Origin of the sequence: Caballeronia novacaledonica (assembly GCF_900258035.1) — a bacterium.
In the GTDB taxonomy this organism is placed as follows: domain Bacteria; phylum Pseudomonadota; class Gammaproteobacteria; order Burkholderiales; family Burkholderiaceae; genus Caballeronia; species Caballeronia novacaledonica.
In genome coordinates, this window is record NZ_OGTP01000018.1 from 24448 (window position 1) to 48977 (window position 24530).

Genomic DNA, 24530 nt, shown 5'->3' on the forward strand with positions numbered 1-24530 from the left:
TTGACGGAGGCAACATGGATTTCGAAATGCTGGAAACGGAAACCAACGGAACGATCATCAAGGTCGTGGGCGTTGGTGGTGCTGGCGGCAACGCGGTTCAGCACATGATCAACCGTGGTGTGCAGGGCGTCGACTTCATCGTCATGAACACCGACGCACAGGCGCTCGCGCGTTCCCGCGCGCCGGCGGTTCTGCAACTGGGCATGACCGGTCTCGGCGCGGGTGCGAAGCCGGAGAAGGGCAAGGAAGCGGCGGAAGACGCGCGCGAGCGCATCGCCGATGCACTGCGCGGCGCGCACATGGTGTTCATCACCGCGGGCATGGGCGGCGGCACGGGCACGGGCGCGGCGCCGGTGGTCGCGCAGATCGCGAAGGAAATGGGCATTCTGACCGTCGGCGTGGTGAGCAAGCCGTTCGAGTTCGAAGGCGGCCGCCGCATGCGCGTGGCGGAAGCCGGCTCGCAGCAACTGGAGGATCACGTCGACTCGCTGATCGTCGTGCTGAACGACAAGCTGTTCGAGGTGATGGGCGATGACGCCGAGATGGACAAGTGCTTCCAGTGCGCGGACGACGTGCTGAACAACGCAGTGGCCGGTATCGCGGAAATAATCAATGTCGATGGTCTCGTGAACGTCGACTTCGAAGACGTGAAGACGGTGATGGGCGAGCAGGGCAAAGCGATGATGGGCACGGCGACGGTCGCCGGCGTCGATCGCGCGCGTCTCGCCGCCGAGCAGGCTGTCGCAAGCCCGCTGCTGGAAGGCGTGGATCTGTCGGGTGCGCGTGGCGTGCTGGTGAACATCACGTCGAGCCGTTCGCTGCGTCTGTCGGAAACGCGTGAAGTGATGAACACCATCAAGAGCTACGCAGCCGACGACGCAACGGTGATCTTCGGCGCCGTGTACGACGACGCGATGGGCGACGCACTGCGCGTGACGGTGGTGGCAACGGGTCTGGGCCGCGCGGCGAAAAAGCAGCAGCAAGCGCCGATGACCCTCCTGCGCACGGGCACCGACAACCAGCCGATCTCGCACGGCCATCAGGCTTCGCACAACACGTACGGCGCGCAGCACGGACAATCGACGACGGATTACGGTCAGCTCGACACCCCGGCCGTGTGGCGTTCGACGCGCGAAACCGCGGCATCGCACGTGCAGGCGCTGCAGGAAAAAGGCGTCGATACGTATGACATTCCGGCGTTCCTGCGCAAGCAGGCGGACTGAGCGGGCGCACGTTATCGCTGAGTCGGTATGAAGATTCAGCTCACCGTGTGCACGCGCTGAACGTTTCGTGCGGATGATGCAGGCTTCGCGTGGGGCGACTGTCCAAGGCCGCGTCCTGGATGCACAATGGACGCCGGGCCGTGGCCAGCCGACCCCCACGAATCTGCCCCTGACGTCGAGGAAGGCAGATTGAAGCCGACATTGCCGCAACGACGTTCGGCAAGGTCGCGGGACGATGCAATCGCGAGGATGTCCGCGAGCACTGACGAGGGAAGGACCGAGCATGATCAAAGTGGGTGATGCGTTGCCCGACGTGCGTCTCTTCGAGTTCATCGAGGAGGCCACCGAGGGCTGTGCCGTGGGACCGAATGCGTTCCCGGTGCGCGAGCGGAGCGCCGGCAAGCGCGTGGTGATCTTCGGATTGCCGGGCGCGTTTACGCCGACATGCTCCGCCAGACACGTGCCTGGCTACGTCGAAGCCGCGGCGGATCTGTCCGCTGCGGGAATCGACGAAATCTGGTGCGTTTCCGTCAACGACGCGTTCGTCATGAGCGCGTGGGGACGCGATCTTCGAGCCTCGGGCAAGGTGAAGATGATTGCGGACGGCAGTGCGCGTTTCACTCAGGCACTCGGACTGGATCAGGATTTGTCCGAGCGTGGCATGGGAATTCGTTCCCAGCGCTATGCGATGGTGATCGACGACGGCGTGGTCAAGACGCTGTCAGTCGAAGCGCCCGGCAAGTTCGAAGTCAGCGACGCTCAAAGCATCCTGGCGACGTTGCGCTGAGTGCAGCGGCGCCGCGTTGCCTGCGCGCAACGCTCAACGCGCCCTCGCACTGAGCCGCAGCTTGGGGCCGATGACCGGAAATGCCTCCATTCCGGGCATCGGCCCGTTCTACTACGTAATCTGGCCGCCGCGACGTAACACAGGGAAACAGTTGATACCTCCCGGATCAGGACGGCGCGCAGTGAATGGAGTATAATTCGAGCTATTGGAATTTAACGCACGATTGATTCTCTTTATAGGGAACACAAATCGGAAAGAACATCATGTTGAAGCAGCGAACAATCAAGACCGTCGTCAAAACCGTGGGGATCGGGCTTCATTCCGGTCGCAAGGTGAATCTGAGCCTGCGCCCCGCACCTATTGGCACGGGCATCGTATTTTCGCGCATCGACCTGCCCGAGCCGGTCGACATTCCCGCGTCCGCCATGGCTATCGGCGACACACGTCTCGCGTCCGTCTTGCAGAAGGACGGCGCGCGCGTGTCGACCATCGAGCACTTGATGTCGGCGTGCGCGGGTCTCGGCATCGACAACCTTTATGTCGACGTGACCGCCGAGGAAATCCCGATCATGGACGGCAGCGCGGCATCGTTCGTGTTCCTCATCCAGTCGGCGGGTATCGAAGAACAGAACGCGGCGAAGCAATTCATCAAGGTGACGAAGCCGGTCGAAGTGCGCGATGGCGACAAGTTCGCGCGCCTCGAACCGTATTTCGGCTTCAAGTTGAGCTTTACGATCGATTTCCGCCATCCGGCCGTCGACAAGACCGGTCAGGCGCTGGAAGTCGACTTCGCCACGACGTCCTACGTCCGCGAAATCGCCCGCGCCCGCACGTTCGGCTTCGCGCACGAAGTCGAGATGATGCGCGAACTGGGACTCGCACGCGGCGGCAGCATGGACAACGCGATCGTGCTGGACGAATACCGCATTCTGAATAACGACGGCCTGCGTTACGACGACGAGTTCGTGAAGCACAAGATGCTCGACGCGATCGGCGACCTGTACGTGGTCGGCCATCCGTTGCTGGCATCGTACAAGGCGTACAAGGGCGGTCACGCCATGAACAATATGTTGCTGCGCGAACTGCTCGCAAACGAAGACGCCTATGAAATCGTCACGTTCGAGGACACGCAGAAGGCACCGCGCGGTTTCGGTTTCGATACGCAGACGGCATTTGCCTGATTTCGAGCAATAAGCCAGCAGTCAGAAATGAGCGGCAGCGAAAGCGCCGCTCATTTTTTTTGCGTGCGGCCCTGGTGACGGGAAGCCATCCGCGCGAGTGCTTCCTGCAACGGTGAAGGCTCGAGCGTTTCGGCCAGCTCCTGCAGCGCCGAAGCGCCCGCCGGCGACATGCGCGCCTGCTTCGGCGGCGCGGGCTCTTTCATCGATTGCGGACGCACGCGGATTTTCAGCGCATTGACGGCCCAGCCGCGCTGCTGAAGATCCGAAAGCAGGCGCGGCTCCAGATGCCGCAGACGCGCGGCCAGCGCGTTATGCGCGGCAAAGAGTGCGAGCACGCCGTCCTTGATGAATCCCGGTTCCACGTTCGACGCCAGATAATCCGGCAAGAGCGCACTCAAATCGCGCTGCAGCGCCGCCACTTGCTCGACGCCCGCACGCAACGCGCGAAACGCATCGGTGCGATCAAGTACGTCGGCGACGGCTTGCGGCTTGCGTGGATCGAAACGCGACCTTGAATTTGTAGAAAAGCGGCTCATTTTTGATAAGGCGAACGCCCGATGGAACGCTTCGATTGTACGCGAGGCATCCTGTTCTTCCCGGGCGAGAGCCTTTTCGGGCGATGCTTACCGGAAAGCTTTCAACCCGTTGACTGTCGCGCCGGTCCGACGCGCGCGCCGGTACGGCAACGCAAGGTCCGACAAACTCGCGTGCTAAAATTCTCGACTCGAAATTCACCTTATGGACTTAAGTCGCCGAGGTTCTCCGAGCCCGGACGCAGCTTGCACATGCGCCCGTCCGAAGCCGCGACGCAGACACTGATCCGATGACGACCGGTTTCCTTCAGAAGATTTTTGGCAGCCGCAATCAGCGGCTGGTCAAGCAGTATCAAAAGACCGTTGCGGCGATCAATGCCCTCGAGCCGACCGTCGAGAAATACTCGGACGACCAGCTGCGCGCCAAGACCGACGAGTTCCGCCAGCGGGTCGCGGGCGGCGAATCGCTCGACGTGATCCTGCCCGAGGCGTTCGCGGTCTGCCGCGAAGCGAGCAAGCGCGTCCTGAAAATGCGCCACTTCGACGTCCAGCTCATCGGCGGCATGGTCCTTCACTACGGCAAGATCGCCGAAATGCGCACCGGCGAGGGCAAGACGCTCGTCGCGACGCTCGCCGCGTATCTGAACGCGCTGTCGGGCCGCGGCGTGCACGTCGTCACGGTGAACGATTACCTCGCGCAGCGCGACGCCGAATGGATGGCGCGTCTCTACAACTTCCTCGGGCTCTCGTGCGGCGTGAATCTGTCGCAGATGGAGCACTCGCAGAAGCAGGAAGCGTACGCGGCGGACATCACCTACGGCACGAACAACGAGTTCGGCTTCGACTACCTGCGCGACAACATGGTCTACGAGACCACCGCGCGCGTGCAGCGGCCGCTCAATTTCGCGATCGTCGACGAAGTGGACTCGATCCTGATCGACGAAGCACGTACGCCGCTCATCATTTCCGGTCAGGCGGAAGATCACACCGACCTCTACGTGCGCATGAATGCGCTGCCGCCGCTGCTCGAACAGCAGATCGGCGAGGAGAAGGCGGACGGCACGGGCGTCGAGAAGCCGGGCGATTACACGCTCGACGAAAAGGCGCGCCAGGTGTTCCTGACGGAATCGGGCCACGAAAAGGCCGAGCGCCTGCTCGCCGAGTGGGGCCTGATCGGCGAAGGCGAAAGCCTCTACGCGCCGCAGAACATCACGCTGATGCACCACATCTATGCCGCATTGCGCGCGCATACGCTCTTCCTGCGCGATCAGCATTACGTGGTGCAGAACGGCGAAGTCGTGATCGTCGACGAATTCACGGGCCGCATGATGACGGGCCGCCGCTGGTCGGACGGGCTGCATCAGGCCGTCGAAGCGAAGGAACACGTCCAGATTCAGGCCGAGAACCAGACGCTCGCATCCATCACGCTGCAGAACTATTTCCGCATGTACGCGAAGCTGTCCGGCATGACCGGCACCGCGGACACGGAAGCGTACGAATTCAACGAGATTTACGGCCTCGAAACGGTCGTGATTCCGACCAATCGTCCGCCGAAGCGCGTCGACAAGCAGGATCAGATCTACAAGACGTCGAAGGAACGCTATGACGCGGTGATTCGCGACATCCGCGATTGCGTCGAGCGCGGTCAGCCGACGCTCGTCGGCACGACGTCGATCGAAGCGTCCGAATTGCTGTCCGGCCTGCTCGGTCAGGCGGGCGTGAAGCACGAAGTGCTCAACGCGAAGCAGCACGCGCGCGAAGCGGCGATCGTCGCGGAAGCGGGCCGTCCGGGCGCCGTCACGATCGCGACGAACATGGCCGGCCGCGGCACGGACATCGTGCTCGGCGGCAACGTCGAGAAACAGGCGTCGTTCATCGACGCGGATCTCTCGATCCCCGAGAACGAGAAAGCCGCGCGCATCCAGAAGCTGCACGACGAATGGCAGACGCTGCACGATCACGTGAAGGCTGCGGGCGGTCTGCATATCATCGGCACCGAGCGTCACGAGTCGCGCCGTATCGACAACCAGTTGCGTGGCCGCGCGGGCCGTCAGGGCGATCCGGGTTCGTCGCGCTTCTATCTGTCGCTGGATGATCCGCTTCTGCGCATTTTCGCGGGCGACCGCGTGCGCGCGATCATGGATCGCCTGAAGATGCCGGAAGGCGAGCCGATCGAAGCGGGCATGGTGACGCGCTCGATCGAAGGCGCGCAACGCAAGGTCGAAGCGCGCAATTTCGATATCCGCAAGCAACTGCTCGAATACGACGACGTCGCCAACGATCAGCGCAAGGTGATCTACCAGCAGCGCAACGAGTTGCTCGAAGCGAACGACGTGCAGGAAACCATCGCCGCCATGCGCCAGAGCGTGATCGGCGACGTGGTGCGCACGTTCGTGCCGGCGGGCAGTATCGAAGAGCAGTGGGAAGCGCCGGAACTGGAAGAAGTGCTGCGCAACGAATGGTCGCTCGACCTCGCCGTGCAGGAAATGATCAACGAGTCGAATTCGATCGACGCCGAAGAGATCTGCGAAGCCGTGCTCGCCGCCGCCGACGAAGCGTACGAAGCGAAGGTCGCGATGGTCGGCCGCGAGTCGTTCAGCGCGTTCGAACGCTCGATCATGCTGCAGACGCTCGACAGCCGCTGGCGCGAGCACCTCGCCGCGCTCGATCACTTGCGTCAGGGCATCCATCTGCGCGGCTATGCGCAGAAGAACCCGAAGCAGGAATACAAGCGCGAGGCGTTCGAACTCTTCGCCGCAATGCTCGATGCCGTCAAGCAGGAAGTCACGCGCGTCGTGATGAATGTGCAGATCCAGTCGCCGGAACAACTCGAAGAAGCCGCCGAGCAGTACGAAGAAAAGGGCAGCCATCTCGAGAACGTGTCGTTCACGCACGCGGACTTCAACGCGCCGGCCGCCGAACCGACGCCCGCCGCAGCCGCGGCGAGCGCCACCGCGCAGATGGTCAGCCAGGCGATGGCCGCCGGCGACGATGTCAGCGTCGCCACGCATCCCTCGGACGACGTGCCGAAGGTCGGCCGCAACGATCCGTGTCCGTGCGGCAGCGGCAAGAAGTACAAAAACTGTCACGGCAAGCTGGCTTAATCGGCTCGTGACCGAGGAACAGGCGACGCAGCGATGCGTCGTTTGTCTTTGCAGGTCTCGATTTTTCACGGCGCCCGTTTCGCTTAGCGAGGCGGCGTCAGTCTTCCCAAGCGTGCCGGTTCGATAGCCGGCACTCGCCACCTTCAGCGAGACGCGAACATGGCCGTCAACTTCCCCTCGATCGATCCCGCAGCGCTTCATCCCGTCGCCGGCGTCACGCTTGGCTGGGCCGAGGCGAATATCCGCAAGCCCAATCGCAAGGATGTGCTCGTCATTCGCGTCGATGAAGGCGCGAGCGTCGCGGGCGTGTTCACCCAGAATCGATTCTGCGCCGCGCCCGTTACGGTTTGCCGTGAGCATCTCGCGGCAGGAAAGGGCATTCGCGCGCTCGTCGTGAACACCGGCAACGCGAACGCCGGCACGGGCGAGCCCGGCATGGCGCACGCTCGCGAAACGTGTGCGGAACTCGCGCGCCTCTTGAGCGTCGACGCGCAACAGATCCTGCCGTTCTCGACCGGCGTGATTCTCGAGCCGCTGCCGGTCGATCGCCTGAAGGCCGGTCTGCCGGCCGCGCTGGCAAATCAGAAACCCGCGCACTGGTTCGACGCCGCGCAAGCCATCATGACGACGGACACGCTCGCCAAGGCGTCGTCGCGTCAGGTGACGATCGACGGTCACGTCGTCACGCTGTCGGGCATCAGCAAGGGCGCGGGCATGATCAAGCCGAACATGGCAACGATGCTCGGCTTCCTCGCCTTCGATGCCAACGTCGCGCAGCCGGTGCTCGACCAGCTCGTGAAGCATGTCGCGGATCGCTCGTTCAACTGCATCACCATCGACGGCGATACGTCGACCAACGACTCGTTCATCCTGATCGCGTCAGGCAAATCGAGCCTGCCCGCGATCACGTCGACGGATTCGCCCGCGTACGCCGCACTGCGCGACGCGGTCACCGAAGTGGCGCAGGAACTCGCGCAACTCATCGTGCGCGACGGCGAAGGCGCGACGAAGTTCATGACGATCACGGTGGAAGGCGGCAAGGACGCGGCGGAATGCCGCCAGATCGCGTACGCGATCGGCCATTCGCCGCTGGTGAAAACCGCGTTCTACGCTTCCGACCCGAACCTCGGCCGCATTCTCGCGGCGATCGGCTACGCGGGCGTGACGGATCTCGACGTCGGCAAGATCGATCTTTATCTCGATGACGTTCTCGTCGCGAAGTCGGGCGGACGCAATCCCGAATACAAGGAAGAAGACGGCCAGCGCGTGATGAAAAAGAGCGAAATCGCGATTCGCGTGCTGCTCGGACGCGGCAACGCGACCGCGACGATCTGGACCTGCGACCTCTCGCACGACTACGTGAGCATCAACGCCGACTATCGCTCGTAAGCATGGACAAACTCGAACGGTTTCTCACGCGCGCCGAGGCCGTGCTGGCGCGCATCGAAGGCATGTTGCCGCCGGCGGCGCCCGATATCGATTGGAACTCCGCGGTGGCGTTTCGCTGGCGCAAGCGTCAGGGGCGCGGTTTCCTGCAACCCGTGCCGGCGATCTCGCAAATTTCGCTCGACGACCTTCAGAACATCGACCGTCAAAAAGGTCTGATTCAGCAGAACACGCAGCAGTTCGTGAGCAAGCTGCCCGCGAACAATGTTCTGCTGACGGGGGCGCGCGGCACGGGCAAGTCGTCGCTGATCAAGGCGTGTCTGAACGCATATTCGAAGGACGGCCTGCGTCTCATCGAAGTCGACAAGGACGATCTGCACGACCTCGGCGATATCGTCGATCTGATTTCGGCGCGGCCCGAGCGCTTCATCGTGTTCTGCGACGACCTTTCTTTCGAGGAAGGCGAATCGGGCTACAAGGCGCTGAAGGTCGCGCTCGACGGTTCGGTCGCGGCGCAATCGGACAACGTGCTGATCTACGCGACGTCGAACCGCCGTCATTTGTTGCCTGAATACATGAGCGACAACGAGACGTACAAGCACACGTCCGATGGCGAGATTCACCCCGGCGAAGTGGTCGAGGAAAAAATCTCGCTGTCCGAACGCTTCGGCCTGTGGGTCAGTTTCTATCCGTTCAAGCAGGACGACTATCTGTCGATCGTCGGGCATTGGCTGAAGCATTTCGGCTGCGACGATGCGGAAGTCGCAAGCGCGCGCGGCGATGCGCTCGTGTGGGCGCTGGAACGCGGGTCGCGGTCGGGACGCGTGGCGTGGCAGTTCGCACGCGACTGGTCGGGACGCAAGCAATGACGCAATCGCAGACCGACATCGCGCCCGATGGCCGCAAGGTGACGGAAGTGGCCGTCGGCGTGATGGTGCAGCACGACGGACGCTATCTGCTCGCGCAGCGGCCCGCCGGCAAACCGTACGAAGGTTACTGGGAATTTCCCGGCGGCAAGCTGGAACCGGGCGAGAGCATCGAGGCGGCGCTCGGGCGCGAATTGCACGAGGAACTGGGCATCGACGTCACCGCGTGTCAGCTCTGGCGCACGCTCGAACACGATTATCCGCATGCGTACGTGCGTCTTTTTTTCTGCAAGGTGACGGAATGGAAGGGGACGCCGCTCGGGCGCGAAGGTCAGGCGATCGCCTGGCAGACGCTTCCTGTCGACGTGGCTCCGCTATTGCCCGCGGCCATTCCGATCCTCGAATGGCTCGAAGAGGAAGAGCGCGAATAAGCGAAGCGGAACGTTAGTTCAGACCGCCGTGGGAATCGTCGTCCGGCGGCGTTTCCTGAGAGTTGCCCGAAATCTTGTACTTCTCGGCCGCCCACGCGCCCAGATCGATCTGCTTGCAGCGATCGGAGCAGAATGGGCGGAAGCGGTTTTCCGGAACCCAGCGGACATTCTTGCCGCAGGTCGGGCATTTGACGACAGTGGTCATGACGGTAAGACGTGGCGAATCGCGCCGGCTCCGATCAACATCTGATCAATATGGGGCAGGCCGATTCGATTCAAAGGCTGCAAAGCGTCAGATGAAACGGGATGTCCACATCGACGGCGCGCGGCTTCAGATCGCCGTCCTGCACCGTGAAGCGTACCCACAGCATGTATTTGTTCGCGCTCGCTTCGGGAATCACGCGAGTATCGGGCGACACGCGCACCTGCATCAGTTGATAGGTTCGACCGGACAACATCTGCTGATAGCTGCCCTGCATTGCCATCACTTTCGATGCCTGACCCGATTCGCGCGCGAGCCGCAGCACGATGGCCGCCGCGTCGCGTAACGCGAGCATCGGCATGACCCACTTCGCGATGTCCTGGCGCCGATCTTCCACCGGCAACTGCTGCCAGGCGTAATACGACGGAAGATCGAACTTGCACGTTCCGCCGGGGATGATCGTGCGGCTGCGGATGCTCGCGAGCCACTCGTTGTCGGCGAGATGCTGACCGGTCTTGCCGTGCATGTCGGTGAGGCCGCCCAGCGTCTGCTCGATTTCGCCGAGCACCGCTTCGAGCGCTTCCTGTTCGATTCCCGGATTGCCACGGAACGGCGCGAGCGTCTGACGCTGCCGCTCCAGTTCCTTCATGAGGTCGGCCTTGAGATCCGTGCGGCCAGCGACTTCGGCGATCTCAAAGAGCGTCGTGAGCGCGACGTGATGTTCTCGCGCGTCTTCCTGAGTCAGAAAGAACGTGAAGCGCTCGAACAGGTCTTCGAGGCGCAGCAGCGTCCGGATTCGCTCGTTGAAGGGATACTCGTAAAGGATCAAGCGCGCTCGCCTCGGCGTAAGTCGGTTGCTTCCTGAAGCGGAAGTGAGCACATTCTAATGCCGCATTCTCACCCTAGCAAATCGGGCCATATTCGCGCGTCAAACGGCTTGTTTCGGCGCAAATTTGGGAACTTTTCGACGATTTCGCCAACCCAGGCGATCGAGTCGTTTTACGCGGTCGCCAGCGACAGATACCGCGCGTGCAGCGAGTCGACCTGCTGCGCGAGCGCATCGCGCGTGACCGTTTCGTCGTTGACGACGATGTCGTCCGCTGCGGCGAGCCGCGCTTCGCGGGACGCCTGCTTGGCGATGATCGCAAGCACCTGTTCGCGCGTGAAGCCATTGCGCCGCATGACGCGCGCGATCTGCGTCTCGACCGGGCAATCCACGACGAGCACGCGCGACACGCGCTCCGCCCATTCGCCCGCTTCCACCAGCAGCGGCACGACGACGATGTGATACGCGCCTTGCGCCGCCAGCCGCTGGCGCTCCGTCTCGGCGCGAATCAACGGATGCACGATGCGTTCGAGGCGCGCTTTCGCGGTGTCGTCGGCGAAGACGAGCGCGCGCATCTTCGCGCGGTCGAGCGAGCCGTTTGCAGCGATGAAATCGTCGCCGAATTCGCTCGCGATGAGCGGCATCGCGACGCCGCCTTGCGCGGTGATCTGGTGCGCAATCAGATCCGTGTCGATGAGCGGCGCGCCGCGCGCCGCGAAAAGATCCGCGACCGTGCTCTTGCCGCTGCCGATGCCGCCGGTGAGACCGATGCTGAACATCCGTTGCGCCCTCCGATCAACCCAACAATGCATAGAGCGGCGTGCCGACGAAGAGCGTGATCGCTCCGCCCGCCGCGAGAAACGGCCCGAACGGTAACGGCTCCTCGAAACGCATGCGCTTGCGCCACGTCGCGACGATGCCGAACGCCGCGCCCGCGACAGCCGCAATCAGGATCACCTGCGCAAGCGCGGACCAGCCGAGCCACGCGCCGATCGCGGCGAGCAGCTTGAAATCGCCGTAGCCCATGCCTTCCACGCCGCGCACGAGCTTGAAGAGCCAGTACACGCACCACAGGAAGAGATAGCCTGCGATTGCGCCCGTGACGGCGTCGTGCAGCGTCGCGAATCCGCCTTCGCCGAAATTCACGATGAGCCCCGCCCACAACAGCGGCAGCGTCAGCACATCGGGAAGATAGCGCGTGTCGTAGTCGATGAGACCGGCCGTCAGCAACGTCGCGCAGAGTCCGAACGCGGCGAACGCGGCCCACGTGGGACCGTAGGCGTAGAGCGACAGCGCCGCAAGCGCGCCGCTCGCGAGTTCGGTCAACGGATAGCGCGGGCTCACGGGCGCGCCGCACGCCGAGCAGCGCCCGCGCAGCGCGAGATAGCTGATGACGGGAATATTTTCCCACGCCCGCAGCACGTGCTTGCAATGCGGACACGCGCTGCGCGGCACGGCGAGATTGAAGCGTTCGGGGTAAGGGTCGGCGGCCGGCTTCGGCGTTTCCGGAATGGCCGCGTCGACTTCCGCGCGCCACGCGCGTTCGAGCATCACAGGCAGACGATGCACGACGACGGTGAGAAAGCTGCCGATCACGAGCCCGAACACGACGGCGAACCCGTACTGCACGGCGACGGGAAGCGCGGCGAAGGCCGCCAGATAGCGGCTCGCGAACTGCGCGGCGGACGGATCGAACGAAGGCTGCATGATGGACGAACGGTGGCTTTGGCCCGCGATGCTACACCACGTTGCCGAGCTGAATGATAGGAAGATACATCGCGATGACCAGTCCGCCCACGAGCGCGCCCAGCACCGCGATGACGATCGGCTCGCAGAGGCTCGCGAACGCGCCGATGCGCTCGTCCACCTGGCGATCCGCGAGCGTGGCGAGATCGAGGAGCATTGCATCGAGCGAACCCGATTCCTCGGCGACCGCGATCGGCTGCACGACGTCTTGCGGGAAGCAGCCGGCGGCGCGCATCGCGACCGCGAGACGCTCGCCGTTGCGCAGGCGCGCGGCGATGTCGACCGTGGCGCGGTCGAATACGCGATTGCCTGTCGCGTGCGTGAGCGAGTCGAAGGCATCCGACAGCGGCGTGCCCGCCGAGAGCAGCGTGCCGAGCGCGCGGCTCCATCGCGCGACGGCGAGGGAGCGCAGCAAATTGCCTGCGAGCGGCAGGCGCAGCGCCACGCGGTCGGCGGTTTCGCGCGCGCCGGGCGAACGCTTCATCCAGCGCGACATGACGATCACCGCGCACGCGCACGCGACGACGAACGGCACGCCAGCACGCGCGACGCCGTCCGACAGCGCGAGCACGAAGCGCGTCGGCGCGGGCAGCGCGGCGCCGAAGCCATCGAAGATCGTCTTGAAGGTCGGCACGACGCCGATAAGCAAACCAGCGGTAATCGCGAGCGAAAGCAGCAGCACCATGACCGGATAGGTGAGGGCGGCGCGCAACCTGGCACGTTGCGACGCGGCGCGCTCGCGATCGTCGGCGAGCCGGGCGAGCACGGCGGGCAATGCGCCCGCAACTTCGCCGACCGAAACCAATTGGCAGTACAACGCGCCGAACACGGCGGGATGCTGCGCGAGCGCTGCCGAAAACGACGCGCCGCGGATGATGTCGCGGGCCAGCGCCCGCACGATGCGGGGCAGTCCGCCGCCCGTCGTGCTACCGGCGAGCAATTCGAGCGCGCCGGCGAGCGGCAGGCCCGCGCGCAGCAGCCCGGCAAGTTGGCGCGTGAAGACGGTCACATCGGCGGCTTTTGCCTTGGGCGGCGGCGCGGCGCCTAGCATGTCGAGCGTTGTGACGATCACGCCTTCCCGACGCAGCGAGTTGCGCGCCGACAGCGTGTCGGTGGCGATGATCTTTCCCTGCTTCGGCCGGCCTTCGGCGTCCATGCCACGCCACGCGAAGCGCAATTCGAGTGCGTGACTCATCATTCGATCTCCGTCGCGTCGGCCGCTTCGGCGACGCTCGTCACGCCCTCGCGTACGCGCGCGAAGGCCGCATCGCGCAGCGAGGGCATGCCTTGCGCCTGCGCCGCACGCGAGACGGCATGCGTTGCCGCGCGCGAGACGATCAGCTCACGCAGCTCGTCCGACACCGGCATCACCTGATGCACGCCCACGCGCCCGCGATAGCCGATGCCATGACACGCCGGACAGCCACGCGCTTCGAACGGATGAAACCCGTCCGCGAGCGGCAGCGCCGATGGCGCGCGGCAGAACGCGCACAGCTTGCGCACGAGCCGTTGCGCGGTGACGAGCCTGAGCGCGGACGCCAGGTTGTAAGGCGCCACGCCGATGTCGATCAGCCGCGCGATCGCGGCGGGCGCATCGTTCGTGTGCAATGTCGAGAGCACGAGGTGTCCGGTTTGCGCGGCCTTCACGGCGACGTCAGCGGTTTCGGCGTCGCGGATCTCGCCGACCATGATGACGTCCGGGTCCTGACGCATGAACGCGCGCAGCGCCACGGCGAAGGTCAGCCCCGCCTTTTCGCGCACGCTCACCTGATTGATGCCCGCAAGCTGAATCTCGACGGGATCTTCGACCGAGCACACGTTGCGCGCTTCGGCGTTGAGCATCTGGAGAAAACAATAGAGCGACAGCGTCTTGCCGCTGCCGGTCGGTCCGGTCACGAGGACGAGACCGTGCGGCGCGCGAATCGCCGATTCGACCGCGCGGCTTTGCGCATCGTCGAGGCCGAGCGCGGCGAGCGACAGATCGGGCGGCAGCGCGTCGAGCCGGCGCAACACGAGCTTTTCGCCGAAGAGCGTCGGCAGCGAGTTGACGCGATAGTCGCCGATCCGCCCGCCCGGCAGACTCAGGCGCAGCCGGCCATCTTGCGGCACGCGCCGCTCGGCGATGTCCATGCGCGCCAGCACCTTGATGCGCGAGACGAACGCGTCGCGCAAGTGCGGCGGCGGGCGCTTCAACGCGTGCAGCGCGCCATCGACGCGCAATCTGATGCGCCAGTCGTGCTCCGATGGCTCGACGTGAATATCGGATGCGCCGCGCTCGGCGGCTTCGCGCAATGTGTCGGTGAGCAGCGAGACGGCGGGCGTGTCGTGATCGGACGCGCTGTCCGGGCGCGCGCTCGTATGGAATGCGTCGCGGGAAGGGGAAATCATGGGCGTCGGGACGTCGGAGTCGAGATGAACCGATCATCCCGCCCGCGATCGCCGGCGCACAGTCGTCCGAATGGCTAACGCAGCGCGCGTTTCACGGGCGCGAGCGGCCGAAAAATCTTGACGGTGCGAATCGCCTGATCGTCGCTGCGCATGACTTCGAAGGTCACGTCCGCGATGCGCACCGACACGTCGCCGTCCGGAATGTCCTCGAGCGTTTCGAGAATCAGGCCGTTGAGCGTCTTGGGGCCGTCCGTCGGCAGCGTCAGATGCAACCAGCGGTTCAGTTCGCGCAGCGGCATGCTGCCCGCGACGATGCACTCGCCATTCTCGTCCCAGCCGCCGCGCGAGCCGGCGCCGCGCGGAATGGTCGTCGTGAACTCGCCGATCAGCTCCTCGATGATGTCCTCGGGCGTCATGAGGCCCTGCAACTCGCCGTACTCGTCGACCACGATCGCGATACGGTGGCCGCTTTCCTGAAAGAACTGCAGTTGCTGGAACACCGGCGTGCCGGCCGGCACGAAGTAAGGCTCGGTGAGCAGTTCGCGCAGCGTTTCGCGTTCGAGTTCCTGGTTATGCAGCGCCGACAGCGTCTTGCGCACATGCAGGATGCCGAGCACCCGGTCGATATCGCCCTGAAAGACGACGAGCTTGTTGTGATAGCAGGTCTCGAGCTGATGCAGGATTTGCTCGAAGGGCGCGTCGAAATCGAGCGCTTCGATGCGCCGGCGCGGGATCATCACGTCGTCGACGGTGATGTTTTCCAGATCGAACAGATTGAGCAGGATGCTGCGGTGCTTGGTCGGCATGAAGCTGCCGGTTTCCAGCACGATGGTGCGCAGTTCCTCGGGCGAAATCCGCTGATCGCGCTTGTTTTTCGTGTTGATGTGGAGCGCGGCGAGAATCGCGTTGGCGAACAGATTGACGAACCAGATCAGCGGCCGCCCGATGCGCATGAGCGGCGCGAGCACGAGACTCGCGGGCAGCGCCACTTTCTCGGGATACGTCGCGCCGACGATCTTCGGCGCGATTTCCGCGAACACGATGATGAGAAACGCGATGACGCCCGTCGTGATCGACAGGACGAGATTGTTATGACCGAAGGTGCGCAGTGCGATGGACGTCGTGAGCACCGGGATGATCGTGTTGATCAGGTTGTTGCCGATCAGGATGACGGAAAGAAGCTGGTCGGTCTTGGCGAGCAGCCCTTGCGTGGTGCGAGCGCGTAGCGATCCTTGACTAGCCAGATATTTCAGCCGATGGCGATTGAGCGCCATCATCGATGTTTCGGAAATCGAGAAGAAGCCGGAAAGAAACAGAAGCAGAAAAATGGCGCAAATTTGCGCCCATAAGGGAAGGTTGTCCACGCGGTGATCGAGTAGGGGCGGAGATGGGAGGCAATATAGCAGACGGGGCGGGAAAGGCTGCCTTGGCCGTTCGGCCAATGTAAGCGGTTTCGCTTGCCGGAAAGAAAAAACCCGCATGGCGGACCATGCGGGTTTTTTGCAATTCTGGTCGGGGTGAGAGGATTCGAACCTCCGGCCTCTACGTCCCGAACGTAGCGCTCTACCAGGCTAAGCTACACCCCGAATTCGACCAACTTGGACTCTTACGCCGTTTCAGTCTCGTTCAAGACTGTCTCGACGTCGAGTAAGAACATAATTCTAGCAGGCTCTCTTTGTAGATGGAAGAGGGAAATGAGGAAATTGCATGCGCCGCCGCCTGGGCTTCCTTGCGCGCGCATTCCAAAGTGTGATCGAGCGCGCCGGACGTGGTGATGGCGTCGAAGATCGTCTCGAAACGATCCGTGCCGCCTTGCTCGATCGCCTCGCGCGCGAGCGCCGCCTGCTCCGGCGTGCCGTGCTCCATCAAAAAGATGAGCGGCAACGTGGGCTTGCCTTCGCGCAGATCGTCGCCGGCGTTCTTGCCCATCGATTCCGGCGTGCCGGTGTAGTCGAGCCAGTCGTCCATGATCTGAAACGCCGTGCCGATGCGCCGGCCGAACTCCGCCGCCGCCGCTTCGGTACGCGCATCCGCGCCCGAAAGCACCGCGCCGAGTTGCGCCGCCGCTTCGAACAGCTTCGCCGTCTTGTAGCGGATCACCTGCATGTAGCGCGCTTCGTCGACGTCCGGATCGTGCATGTTGAGCAACTGCAGGACTTCGCCTTCGGAAATGATGTTGGTCGCGACGGAGAGAATTTCCATCACGCGCATCTTGCCGACGCTCACCATCATCTCGAACGAGCGCGAATACAGGAAGTCGCCGACCAGCACGCTCGCCGCGTTGCCGAACAGCGCGTTCGCCGTCTTGCGGCCGCGCCGCAGATCGGATTCGTCGACGACATCGTCATGGAGCAGCGTCGCCGTATGGATGAACTCCACCACGGCGGCCAGTTCGTGCCGATGTCCGGTCGTGTCGCCCAGCGCGCCCGAAACCAGGAGCAGCAGCGCCGGACGCAGCCGTTTGCCGCCCGCGCCGATGATGTACTCCGAAATCTGGTTGATGAGCATCACTTCTGATGCCAGGCGCTGCCGGATGACGCGATTGACCTGCTGCATGTCCTCGGCGATCGGGGCGAGCAGCGCGGCGGCGTTGGGGGAGGAAGTGGCGGTGGACGACATGATCGGCAGTAAAGGTAATCCGGCGGATTATAAGGCGAATCCGACAGGCGACGGGTTTCCGGGTGCGGATTCGTGACCTGCCGGTGAAATTCGGTGCTGTTTCGCCGCGGACCGGGGCCGGACGCGCGCTCGCGCCGCAAAGGTCAACGCACTTTGACGCCGAGCGTAACTCTATGTATAATCGCGTGTTTTCCCCGCGTGGTGCGTGGAAAAAGAATTCTGAGTGAGGTTCTCAATGTACGCGGTCATAAAAACCGGCGGCAAGCAGTATAAGGTTGCTGTCGGCGAAAAATTGAAAGTAGAACAGATACCGGCAGACATTGACGCTGAAATCACGCTCGACCAGGTTCTCGCAGTAGGCGAAGGCGAATCGATTAAGTTCGGTACGCCGCTGGTGGGTGGGGCTTCCGTCAAAGCTACCGTCGTGTCTCACGGTCGTCACGCCAAAGTGACCATCTTCAAGATGCGTCGCCGGAAGCACTACCAAAAGCACGCTGGCCATCGCCAGAACTACACCGAACTGCGCATCGACGCGATCAACGCGTAAGCGCATCGGTTAAGGAGCTAAGCAAATGGCACACAAAAAAGCAGGCGGGTCTTCCCGCAACGGCCGCGACTCCGAGTCGAAACGCCTCGGCGTGAAGGTGTACGGCGGCCAGGCAATCAACGCGGGCAGCATCATCGTTCGCCAGCGCGGCACGCGCATGCATCCGGGTGAGAACGTCGGCATCGGCAAGGATCACACCCTGTTCGCACTGACCGACGGCCACGTCAAGTTCGTGACCAAGGGCGCTGCGAAGAAGCACACGGTCGTCGTCGTCCCGGCAGCGTAAATTTTACGCACGGGCTTCAGGACCGAAAAAAGGCCCCGCGAAGTTCGCGGGGCCTTTTTCATTTGGCACATGGAATTATCGTTGTCCGTGACCGGCGTACACAGGTCACGGCAAAATAGAGCGAATACACGGGACGGAGCAACGCATGAAGTTCATTGACGAAGCGAGGATTGAAGTCATCGCCGGCGACGGAGGAGATGGCAGCGCGTCGATGCGCCGCGAAAAGTTCGTCCCGTTCGGCGGACCGGACGGCGGCGACGGCGGCCGCGGCGGCAGCGTCTACGCAGTCGGCGATCGCAATATCAACACGCTGATCGACTATCGGTTCTCCAAGAAGCATCAGGCGCGCAACGGCGAAAACGGCCGCGGCGCGGATTGCTACGGCAAGGGCGGCGACGACATCACGTTGCGCATGCCGGTCGGCACCATCATTTCGGATCAGGAAACGGGCGAGATCATCGCCGACCTGACCGAGCACAATCAGCAAGTGCTGATCGCGCAAGGCGGCGCGGGCGGCCTCGGCAACCTGCATTTCAAGTCGAGCACGAACCGCGCGCCGCGTCAGAAAACCGACGGCAAGCCGGGCGAGCGCCGTATGCTCAAGCTCGAACTGAAAGTGCTGGCCGACGTCGGTCTGCTCGGCATGCCGAACGCGGGGAAATCCACCTTCATTTCGTCGGTGTCGAACGCGCGGCCGAAGATCGCGGACTATCCGTTCACGACGCTCGCGCCGAACCTCGGCGTGGTGCGCGTCGGGCCGAGCAAGAGCTTCGTGATCGCGGACATTCCCGGTCTGATCGAAGGTGCGGCGGAAGGCGCGGGGCTCGGGCATCGCTTCCTGCGCCATTTGCAGCGCACGGGTGTCCTGCTGCATCTCGTCGACATGGCTCCGTTCGATGAAAACGTCGATCCCGTCGCCGAAGCGAACGCCATCGTCAACGAACTGCGCAAGTACGACGAGGCGCTCTACGAGAAGCCGCGCTGGCTCGTGCTGAACAAGCTCGACATGGTGCCGGAAGACGAGCGCGAAGCGCGCATCGCCGATTTCGTCGAACGCTTCGAGTGGGACGGTCCGGTCTATGAGATTTCGGCGCTGACGGGCCAAGGCTGCGAGGCGCTCACGTACGCGATCTACGACTACATTTCGCAGCATTCGGACGCATCGCGCGCGGCGGAAGCGGAAGATCTCGCCGCCGACGTGCGTTTTCGCGACGACGCAGCGAAGGAATAAGAGCAACCACGAGGAGAAAGCGCACGATGCGTTCGGTCATCGCCGCTGCGAAGCGAATCGTAGTGAAGGTAGGGTCCAGCCTCGTCACCAACGACGGGCGCGGACTCGACCACGCGGCCATTTCTCGCTGGGCGTCGCAGATCGCGGCGCTGCGCGAGCAGGGCAAGGAAGTCGTGCTCGTGAGTTCGGGCGCGATCGCGGAAGGCATTCACCGGCTCGGCTGGACCAAACGGCCGCGTGAAATCGACGAGTTGCAGGCTGCGGCCGCCGTCGGGCAGATGGGCCTCGCGCAGGTCTATGAAAGCAGCTTCGGCGCGCACGGCATTCGCACCGCGCAGATTCTGCTCACGCATGCCGATCTCGCCGATCGCGAACGCTATCTGAACGCGCGCTCGACGCTGCTTACGCTGCTGCGCCTGGGCGCGGTGCCGATCATCAACGAAAACGACACGGTCATCACCGACGAAATCAAGTTCGGCGACAACGACACGCTCGGCGCGCTCGTCGCGAATCTGATCGAAGGCGATGCGCTCGTCATCCTCACTGATCAGCGCGGTCTCTTCACCGCCGATCCGCGCAAGGATCCGAACGCGACGCTCGTCGAGCAGGCCGATGCCGGCACGCCCGAGCTGGAGCAGATGGCCGGCGGGGCGGGGTCGAGTCTCGGACGCGGCGGCATGCTGACCAAGATTCTCGCGGCGAAACGCGCGGCGCACAGCGGCGCGAACACGGTGATCGCGAGCGGTCGTGAATCCGATGTGCTCACGCGCCTCGCATCGGGCGAGATGATCGGCACGCAACTCATCGCGCGCACGGCGCGCATGGCGGCGCGCAAGCAGTGGATGGCGGATCACTTGCAGGTGCGCGGCCACGTCGTGATCGACGGCGGCGCGGTGCAGAAGCTCACCGCCGACGGCAAGAGCCTTTTGCCGATCGGCGTGATCGACGTGAAAGGCGCGTTCGATCGCGGCGAGGTGATCGCCTGCATCGACGATCGAGGGCAGGAAGTCGCGCGCGGCATCACGAATTACAGCAGTTCGGAGGCGCGGCTGATTCATCGGCGGCCGAGCGGCGAGATCGAAACCGTGCTCGGTTATATGCTGGAGCCCGAACTGATCCATCGCGACAATCTGGTGCTCGTCTGATACGAAAACGCCCGCTGATCCAGCGGGCGTTTGCACGTTGGCGCGCGGTGAAATCAGCGCAGATTGATCGAGCTTTGCGTGCGCGTGTACTGCATGTTGTTGACGATCTGCTTCGCATCGCCGACAGGCAGCTTGCTCGTGCAGAAGTAATCCTGATACAGCGCCGCCTGATACGCGTTCAGCTCGCCGTTCTCGATGCGCTTGAAGTCGAACGCGGAACCCTGATCCCAGCCGTTCTGATCGTCGTTGATGCTCGCGTAGCGGCGCCATTCGTAGGTGTCGCAACGAATGCCTTCATAGTTGACGTTTCGCGCGCCCGCCGGACTCGTCGCGACGACCACATAACGCACGACGCCGTCCTTGCCGACCGTGAGCGTCGTCTTGTCGACGGCGAAAGTGAGCGGCGTGTTCTGCGATACGTTGAACGCGATCAGATTCGACGCTTGCGGCAGAGGCGGCATCGTGTCGATCTTCTCCTCGGCCCAGGTCGATTTGCGGTCGAGCAGATAGGTGAAGACGCCGTCGTCCTGCGTGGACGGACCTTTGTTGCTGGAGCAGCCGGCGAGCACGGCAAGCGCTGCCGCGGATGCCGCGATTACCGCGAGTGAGGCATTCACTTTCAATTGGGTCTTCCCGGAAACATGCGCGCGGGACGCGAGGCGCCCGCCCGGCGGAACAAAGCGAGATGGCACGGCGAACAGTTCGCCGTGCCATCGATCGAAGTCTTGATGAGTTTCAAAGTGGGCGATGAAGCGCAGCGATCAGTCGTACGATGAACGCTGCACGATCACATGCACTTCTTCGCCGACCGTGCATTCTGCCTGAACCGCCGCGCCTGAGGCAGTGACAGCAGGTGCTTCGATCGTCATCGTCTGGAGCACGCGTGGATAGCGCGGCCCATGATGCGCGGCTCGCTCGCCGCGTTCGCCGCGGGAGTTGGTTCGCCGCAGGAAGCGGGACAGCTCGGTGAGAGCCATTTGATAAACGTCGCGCTTGAACTCGATGACCGCATCCAGCGGCACCCAATACTCGTTCCAGCGCCAGGCATCGAATTCCGGATGGTCCGTCGCACGCAGGCAGATGTCGCAATCGCGTCCCACCATGCGCAGCAGAAACCAGATTTGTTTCTGACCGCGATAATGTCCGCGCACCTCGCGCTTGATGAACTTGTCCGGCACCTCATAACGCAGCCAGTCGCGCGTGCGACCGACAACTTTCACATGCTCCGGTAGCAGGCCGGTTTCTTCGTGTAACTCCCGATACATCGCTTGCACAGGGGTCTCACCGTATTTGATGCCCCCTTGCGGAAACTGCCAGGAATGTTCACGCAGCCGCTTGCCCCAAAACACTTCGTTGCGCGCGTTCAAGAGGATGATGCCGACGTTCGGGCGAAAGCCTTCACGATCCAGCATACAGCCACCTTCAAATCCTTTAAAATTGCTTTGATTATAAACAGTTAACGGACCCCGCGCACCGGCACGAACCCGAATTCGGGGCACGTTTCCCGAGCCGGGTGCAAGGCGCTTTGCCAGTCCATGCAGAAAGACGGCAAAATCTTCTTCCTTGCAAAGCCGTCGTCCGTTTCCGTCTTTCACCCTCGTTTCGCCTGCTCCGGCGCCGCAACGGCTCCGAAGCGCGCGCCGCTTTTGGAAAATTTGAATGAAAGCATCCCGTTTCTTCATCGGCACCCTGAAAGAAGCTCCCGCCGACGCCGAGATCGTCAGCCACAAGCTGATGATGCGCGCCGGCATGATCCGCCGTGTCGCGGGCGGCATCTACGATTACATGCCGATCGGACTGCGCTCGGTGCGCAAGGTCGAAGCCATCGTGCGTGAAGAGATGAACCGCGCGGGCGCGCTCGAACTGCTGATGCCCGCCGTGCAGCCCGCCGAACTCTGGCAGGAGTCGGGCCGCTGGGTGCAATACGGTCCCGAACTGCTGCGCTTCAAGGATCGTCACGATCGCGATTTCGTGATGGGCCCGACGCACGAGGAAGTCGTCACCGACATCGCGCGCCGCGAGATCAAGAGCTATCGCCAGTTGCCGGTGAACTTCTATCAGATTCAAACCAAGTTCCGCGACGAGATCCGCCCGCGCTTCGGCGTGATGCGCGGCCGCGAGTTCATCATGAAGGACGCCTATTCCTTCGATAAAGACCTCGACGGTCTCGCCGAGTCGTATCGCAAGATGTACGAAGCCTACGTGCGCATCTTCACGCGCATCGGGCTGGAGTTCCGCGCGGTGGCGGCGGACAACGGTTCGATCGGCGGCAGCGGTTCGCACGAATTCCACGTGATCGCGGACACGGGCGAGGACGACATCGCCTATTGCCCGACCTCGGACTTCGCGGCGAACGTCGAAGCCGCGGATGCGCTGCCGCTCGTCGCGCAACGCGCCGCGCCCACGGAAGAGCTGAAGAAGACGCCGACGCCCGGCGCCGCCAAGTGCGAAGCGGTCGCGCAGCTTCTGAACATTCCGCTCGAAAAGACCATCAAGTCGATCATTCTCGCAACCGACAACGAAGGCGCCGAGCCGACCATCTGGCTCCTGATGCTGCGCGGCGATCATTCGCTCAACGACATCAAGACGGGCAAGCTGCTTGGCCTTGCGGGCTATCGCTTCGCGACGGAAGCCGAGATCGTCGAATGGTTCGGCACGCCGCCGGGCTATCTCGGCCCTATCGGCACGAAGAAGCCGGTGCGCGTGATCGCGGATCGCACGGTCGCGAACATGAGCGACTTCGTCGTCGGCACGAACGAGGTCGATTACCACACGACCGGCGTGAACTGGGGCCGCGATCTGCCCGAGCCGGAAGTGGCGGACATCCGCAACGTGGTCGCGGGCGATCCGTCGCCGGACGGCAAGGGCACGCTCGAAATCTGCCGCGGCATCGAAGTGGGCCACGTGTTCCAGCTCGGCACGAAGTACTCCGATTCGATGGGCGCGACGTTCCTTGACGAAAACGGCAAGCCCGCGCCGATGCAGATGGGCTGCTACGGCATCGGCGTGACGCGCGTGCTGGGCGCCGCGATCGAACAGAATTTCGACGACAAGGGCATCATCTGGCCTGAAGCCATCGCACCGTTCGAAGTCGTGATCTGCCCGATGGGCTACGACCGCAGCGACGCCGTGCGCGAGCAGGCCGACAAGCTCTACGCGACGCTTCAGGAAGCGGGCGTCGACGTGATCCTCGACGATCGCGGCGAACGTCCGGGCGTGATGTTCGCGGACTGGGAACTGATCGGCGTGCCGCATCGCATCGTGATCGGCGATCGCGGGCTGAAGGAAGGCAAGCTCGAATATCAGGGCCGCCGCGATACCGAAGCCACGCTGCTGCCGGTCGATGAAGCGGCGAACGTCGTCGCGGGCAAAGTGCGGGCCGCGCTCGGGAAGTAATGCAATACAACTTCCTGTCGGCGACGATCCTTCTGCTGCTCATCACCGATCCGCTCGGCAACATTCCGATCTTCATCAACGCGCTGCGCGGCGTCGCCAAGGAGCGGCGCCGCGTCGTGATCCTGCGGGAAGTCGCGATCGCGTTCGTCATCCTGCTGATTTTCATGCTGGCGGGCGACCGCTTTCTGCGCGCGATGAACCTCACGGATTTGTCGCTGCGCATCGGTGGCGGGATCGTGCTGTTTCTCATCGCGCTGCGGATGATCTTTCCGCATCCCGACGGCCCGATGGGCGGCGATTCGCGCGGCGGCGAACCGCTGATCGTGCCGCTCGCGATTCCGGCGCTGGCGGGACCGTCCGCGCTCGCGACGGTCATGCTGCTGACCTCGCAGGCGCCCGGCAAGATGCTCGAATGGATCGGCGCGCTTTCGGTCACGATGATCGTCTGCGCGATCGTGCTGATCCTCGCGGAGAAGATTCAGCAGTGGCTCGGCGAGCGGGCGGTCACGGCGTTCGAGCGGTTGATGGGGCTCGTGCTCGTTGCCATTTCCGTCGAGATGATTCTGACGGGAATACGCACTTTCGTGCATCAGCTATGAAAAAAGCGGCCTCGGCCGCTTTTTCTTTTGACAG

The 24530-nt window shown here is 63.4% G+C and carries 24 protein-coding genes and 1 tRNA gene; 13 read left to right on the forward strand and 12 right to left on the reverse strand.

The genetic code is table 11. From position 1 onward, the window contains the following. The first annotated feature begins 14 nt into the window (after positions 1 to 14). From ftsZ to lpxC, 3 genes are all read left to right on the forward strand, one after another. Entirely contained in the window at positions 15 to 1223 is a 1209-nt protein-coding gene (gene ftsZ / locus NOV72_RS22495; RefSeq protein ID WP_106856775.1) for a cell division protein FtsZ, read from the forward strand. A 283-nt stretch (positions 1224 to 1506) separates the two neighbouring features. Further along, positions 1507 to 2010 (forward strand): peroxiredoxin, encoded by a 504-nt coding sequence (locus NOV72_RS22500; RefSeq protein WP_106856776.1) that lies wholly within the window; start codon positions 1507 to 1509, stop codon positions 2008 to 2010. A gap of 263 nt (positions 2011 to 2273) precedes the next feature. Next, positions 2274 to 3191 (forward strand): UDP-3-O-acyl-N-acetylglucosamine deacetylase, encoded by a 918-nt coding sequence (gene lpxC / locus NOV72_RS22505; RefSeq protein WP_106856777.1) that lies wholly within the window; start codon positions 2274 to 2276, stop codon positions 3189 to 3191. Positions 3192 to 3241: 50 nt separating this feature from the next. Here lpxC and NOV72_RS22510 read toward each other — a convergent pair whose 3' ends face one another. Further along, entirely contained in the window at positions 3242 to 3727 is a 486-nt protein-coding gene (locus NOV72_RS22510) for a DciA family protein (protein ID WP_106856778.1), read from the reverse strand. 287 nt (positions 3728 to 4014) lie between these two features. On the opposite strand from NOV72_RS22510, the gene secA reads away from it, so the two are divergent. From secA to NOV72_RS22530, 4 genes are all read left to right on the forward strand, one after another. Further along, positions 4015 to 6828, forward strand: a complete 2814-nt coding sequence (gene secA / locus NOV72_RS22515) for a preprotein translocase subunit SecA (protein WP_106856779.1) — start codon at positions 4015 to 4017, stop codon at positions 6826 to 6828. A gap of 159 nt (positions 6829 to 6987) precedes the next feature. Further along, entirely contained in the window at positions 6988 to 8217 is a 1230-nt protein-coding gene (argJ, locus tag NOV72_RS22520; protein ID WP_106856780.1) for a bifunctional glutamate N-acetyltransferase/amino-acid acetyltransferase ArgJ, read from the forward strand. Between the two features lie 2 nt (positions 8218 to 8219). Continuing rightward, positions 8220 to 9083: an ATP-binding protein gene (locus tag NOV72_RS22525; RefSeq protein ID WP_106856781.1), complete on the forward strand. Its 864-nt coding sequence runs from the start codon at positions 8220 to 8222 to the stop codon at positions 9081 to 9083. Beyond that, a complete protein-coding gene (locus NOV72_RS22530; protein ID WP_106856782.1) occupies positions 9080 to 9511 on the forward strand; it encodes an NUDIX domain-containing protein in 432 nt (143 codons plus the stop codon). Before NOV72_RS22525 ends, NOV72_RS22530 begins: the two co-directional genes overlap by 4 nt. A gap of 13 nt (positions 9512 to 9524) precedes the next feature. Here NOV72_RS22530 and yacG read toward each other — a convergent pair whose 3' ends face one another. The 9 genes from yacG to NOV72_RS22575 form a co-directional block, all read right to left on the reverse strand. Continuing rightward, positions 9525 to 9716: a DNA gyrase inhibitor YacG gene (yacG, locus tag NOV72_RS22535; protein ID WP_106856783.1), complete on the reverse strand. Its 192-nt coding sequence runs from the start codon at positions 9714 to 9716 to the stop codon at positions 9525 to 9527. Positions 9717 to 9786: 70 nt separating this feature from the next. Further along, positions 9787 to 10542, reverse strand: a complete 756-nt coding sequence (gene zapD / locus NOV72_RS22540; protein WP_106856784.1) for a cell division protein ZapD — start codon at positions 10540 to 10542, stop codon at positions 9787 to 9789. Between the two features lie 170 nt (positions 10543 to 10712). Beyond that, a complete protein-coding gene (gene coaE, locus NOV72_RS22545; protein ID WP_106856785.1) occupies positions 10713 to 11318 on the reverse strand; it encodes a dephospho-CoA kinase in 606 nt (201 codons plus the stop codon). A gap of 16 nt (positions 11319 to 11334) precedes the next feature. Beyond that, positions 11335 to 12246 carry a prepilin peptidase gene (locus tag NOV72_RS22550; protein ID WP_106856786.1) on the reverse strand — a complete coding sequence of 304 codons (912 nt, stop codon included), beginning with the start codon at positions 12244 to 12246 and terminating at the stop codon, positions 11335 to 11337. Positions 12247 to 12277: 31 nt separating this feature from the next. After that, positions 12278 to 13483, reverse strand: a complete 1206-nt coding sequence (locus NOV72_RS22555; RefSeq protein ID WP_425428753.1) for a type II secretion system F family protein — start codon at positions 13481 to 13483, stop codon at positions 12278 to 12280. Next, entirely contained in the window at positions 13480 to 14673 is a 1194-nt protein-coding gene (locus tag NOV72_RS22560) for a GspE/PulE family protein (protein WP_106856787.1), read from the reverse strand. Before NOV72_RS22560 ends, NOV72_RS22555 begins: the two co-directional genes overlap by 4 nt. 74 nt (positions 14674 to 14747) lie before the next feature. Then, positions 14748 to 16037, reverse strand: coding sequence for an HlyC/CorC family transporter (locus NOV72_RS22565; protein ID WP_106856788.1), 1290 nt, complete (start codon positions 16035 to 16037; stop codon positions 14748 to 14750). Positions 16038 to 16182: 145 nt separating this feature from the next. Further along, a tRNA-Pro gene (locus NOV72_RS22570) sits at positions 16183 to 16259 on the reverse strand. Positions 16260 to 16299: 40 nt separating this feature from the next. Further along, a complete protein-coding gene (locus NOV72_RS22575; RefSeq protein ID WP_106856789.1) occupies positions 16300 to 17292 on the reverse strand; it encodes a polyprenyl synthetase family protein in 993 nt (330 codons plus the stop codon). Positions 17293 to 17527: 235 nt separating this feature from the next. On the opposite strand from NOV72_RS22575, the gene rplU reads away from it, so the two are divergent. The 4 genes from rplU (at position 17528) to proB (ending at position 20501) form a co-directional block, all read left to right on the forward strand. Continuing rightward, entirely contained in the window at positions 17528 to 17839 is a 312-nt protein-coding gene (rplU, locus tag NOV72_RS22580; protein ID WP_106856790.1) for a 50S ribosomal protein L21, read from the forward strand. 25 nt (positions 17840 to 17864) lie between these two features. Continuing rightward, positions 17865 to 18125 (forward strand): 50S ribosomal protein L27, encoded by a 261-nt coding sequence (rpmA, locus tag NOV72_RS22585; protein ID WP_106856791.1) that lies wholly within the window; start codon positions 17865 to 17867, stop codon positions 18123 to 18125. Positions 18126 to 18270: 145 nt separating this feature from the next. After that, entirely contained in the window at positions 18271 to 19356 is a 1086-nt protein-coding gene (cgtA, locus tag NOV72_RS22590) for an Obg family GTPase CgtA (RefSeq protein ID WP_106856792.1), read from the forward strand. Positions 19357 to 19382: 26 nt separating this feature from the next. Beyond that, complete coding sequence (gene proB / locus NOV72_RS22595) at positions 19383 to 20501, forward strand: glutamate 5-kinase (RefSeq protein ID WP_106856793.1); 1119 nt, start codon at positions 19383 to 19385, stop codon at positions 20499 to 20501. A 53-nt stretch (positions 20502 to 20554) separates the two neighbouring features. On the opposite strand, the gene NOV72_RS22600 is transcribed toward proB, so the two are convergent. Beyond that, positions 20555 to 21118 carry a CNP1-like family protein gene (locus NOV72_RS22600; protein ID WP_106856794.1) on the reverse strand — a complete coding sequence of 188 codons (564 nt, stop codon included), beginning with the start codon at positions 21116 to 21118 and terminating at the stop codon, positions 20555 to 20557. A 144-nt stretch (positions 21119 to 21262) separates the two neighbouring features. Beyond that, positions 21263 to 21913: an RNA pyrophosphohydrolase gene (locus NOV72_RS22605; RefSeq protein ID WP_106856795.1), complete on the reverse strand. Its 651-nt coding sequence runs from the start codon at positions 21911 to 21913 to the stop codon at positions 21263 to 21265. Between the two features lie 247 nt (positions 21914 to 22160). On the opposite strand from NOV72_RS22605, the gene NOV72_RS22610 reads away from it, so the two are divergent. Continuing rightward, positions 22161 to 23897: a proline--tRNA ligase gene (locus tag NOV72_RS22610; protein WP_106856796.1), complete on the forward strand. Its 1737-nt coding sequence runs from the start codon at positions 22161 to 22163 to the stop codon at positions 23895 to 23897. Further along, a complete protein-coding gene (locus NOV72_RS22615) occupies positions 23897 to 24496 on the forward strand; it encodes a MarC family protein (protein WP_106856797.1) in 600 nt (199 codons plus the stop codon). Before NOV72_RS22610 ends, NOV72_RS22615 begins: the two co-directional genes overlap by 1 nt. Positions 24497 to 24530 lie beyond the last annotated feature (34 nt).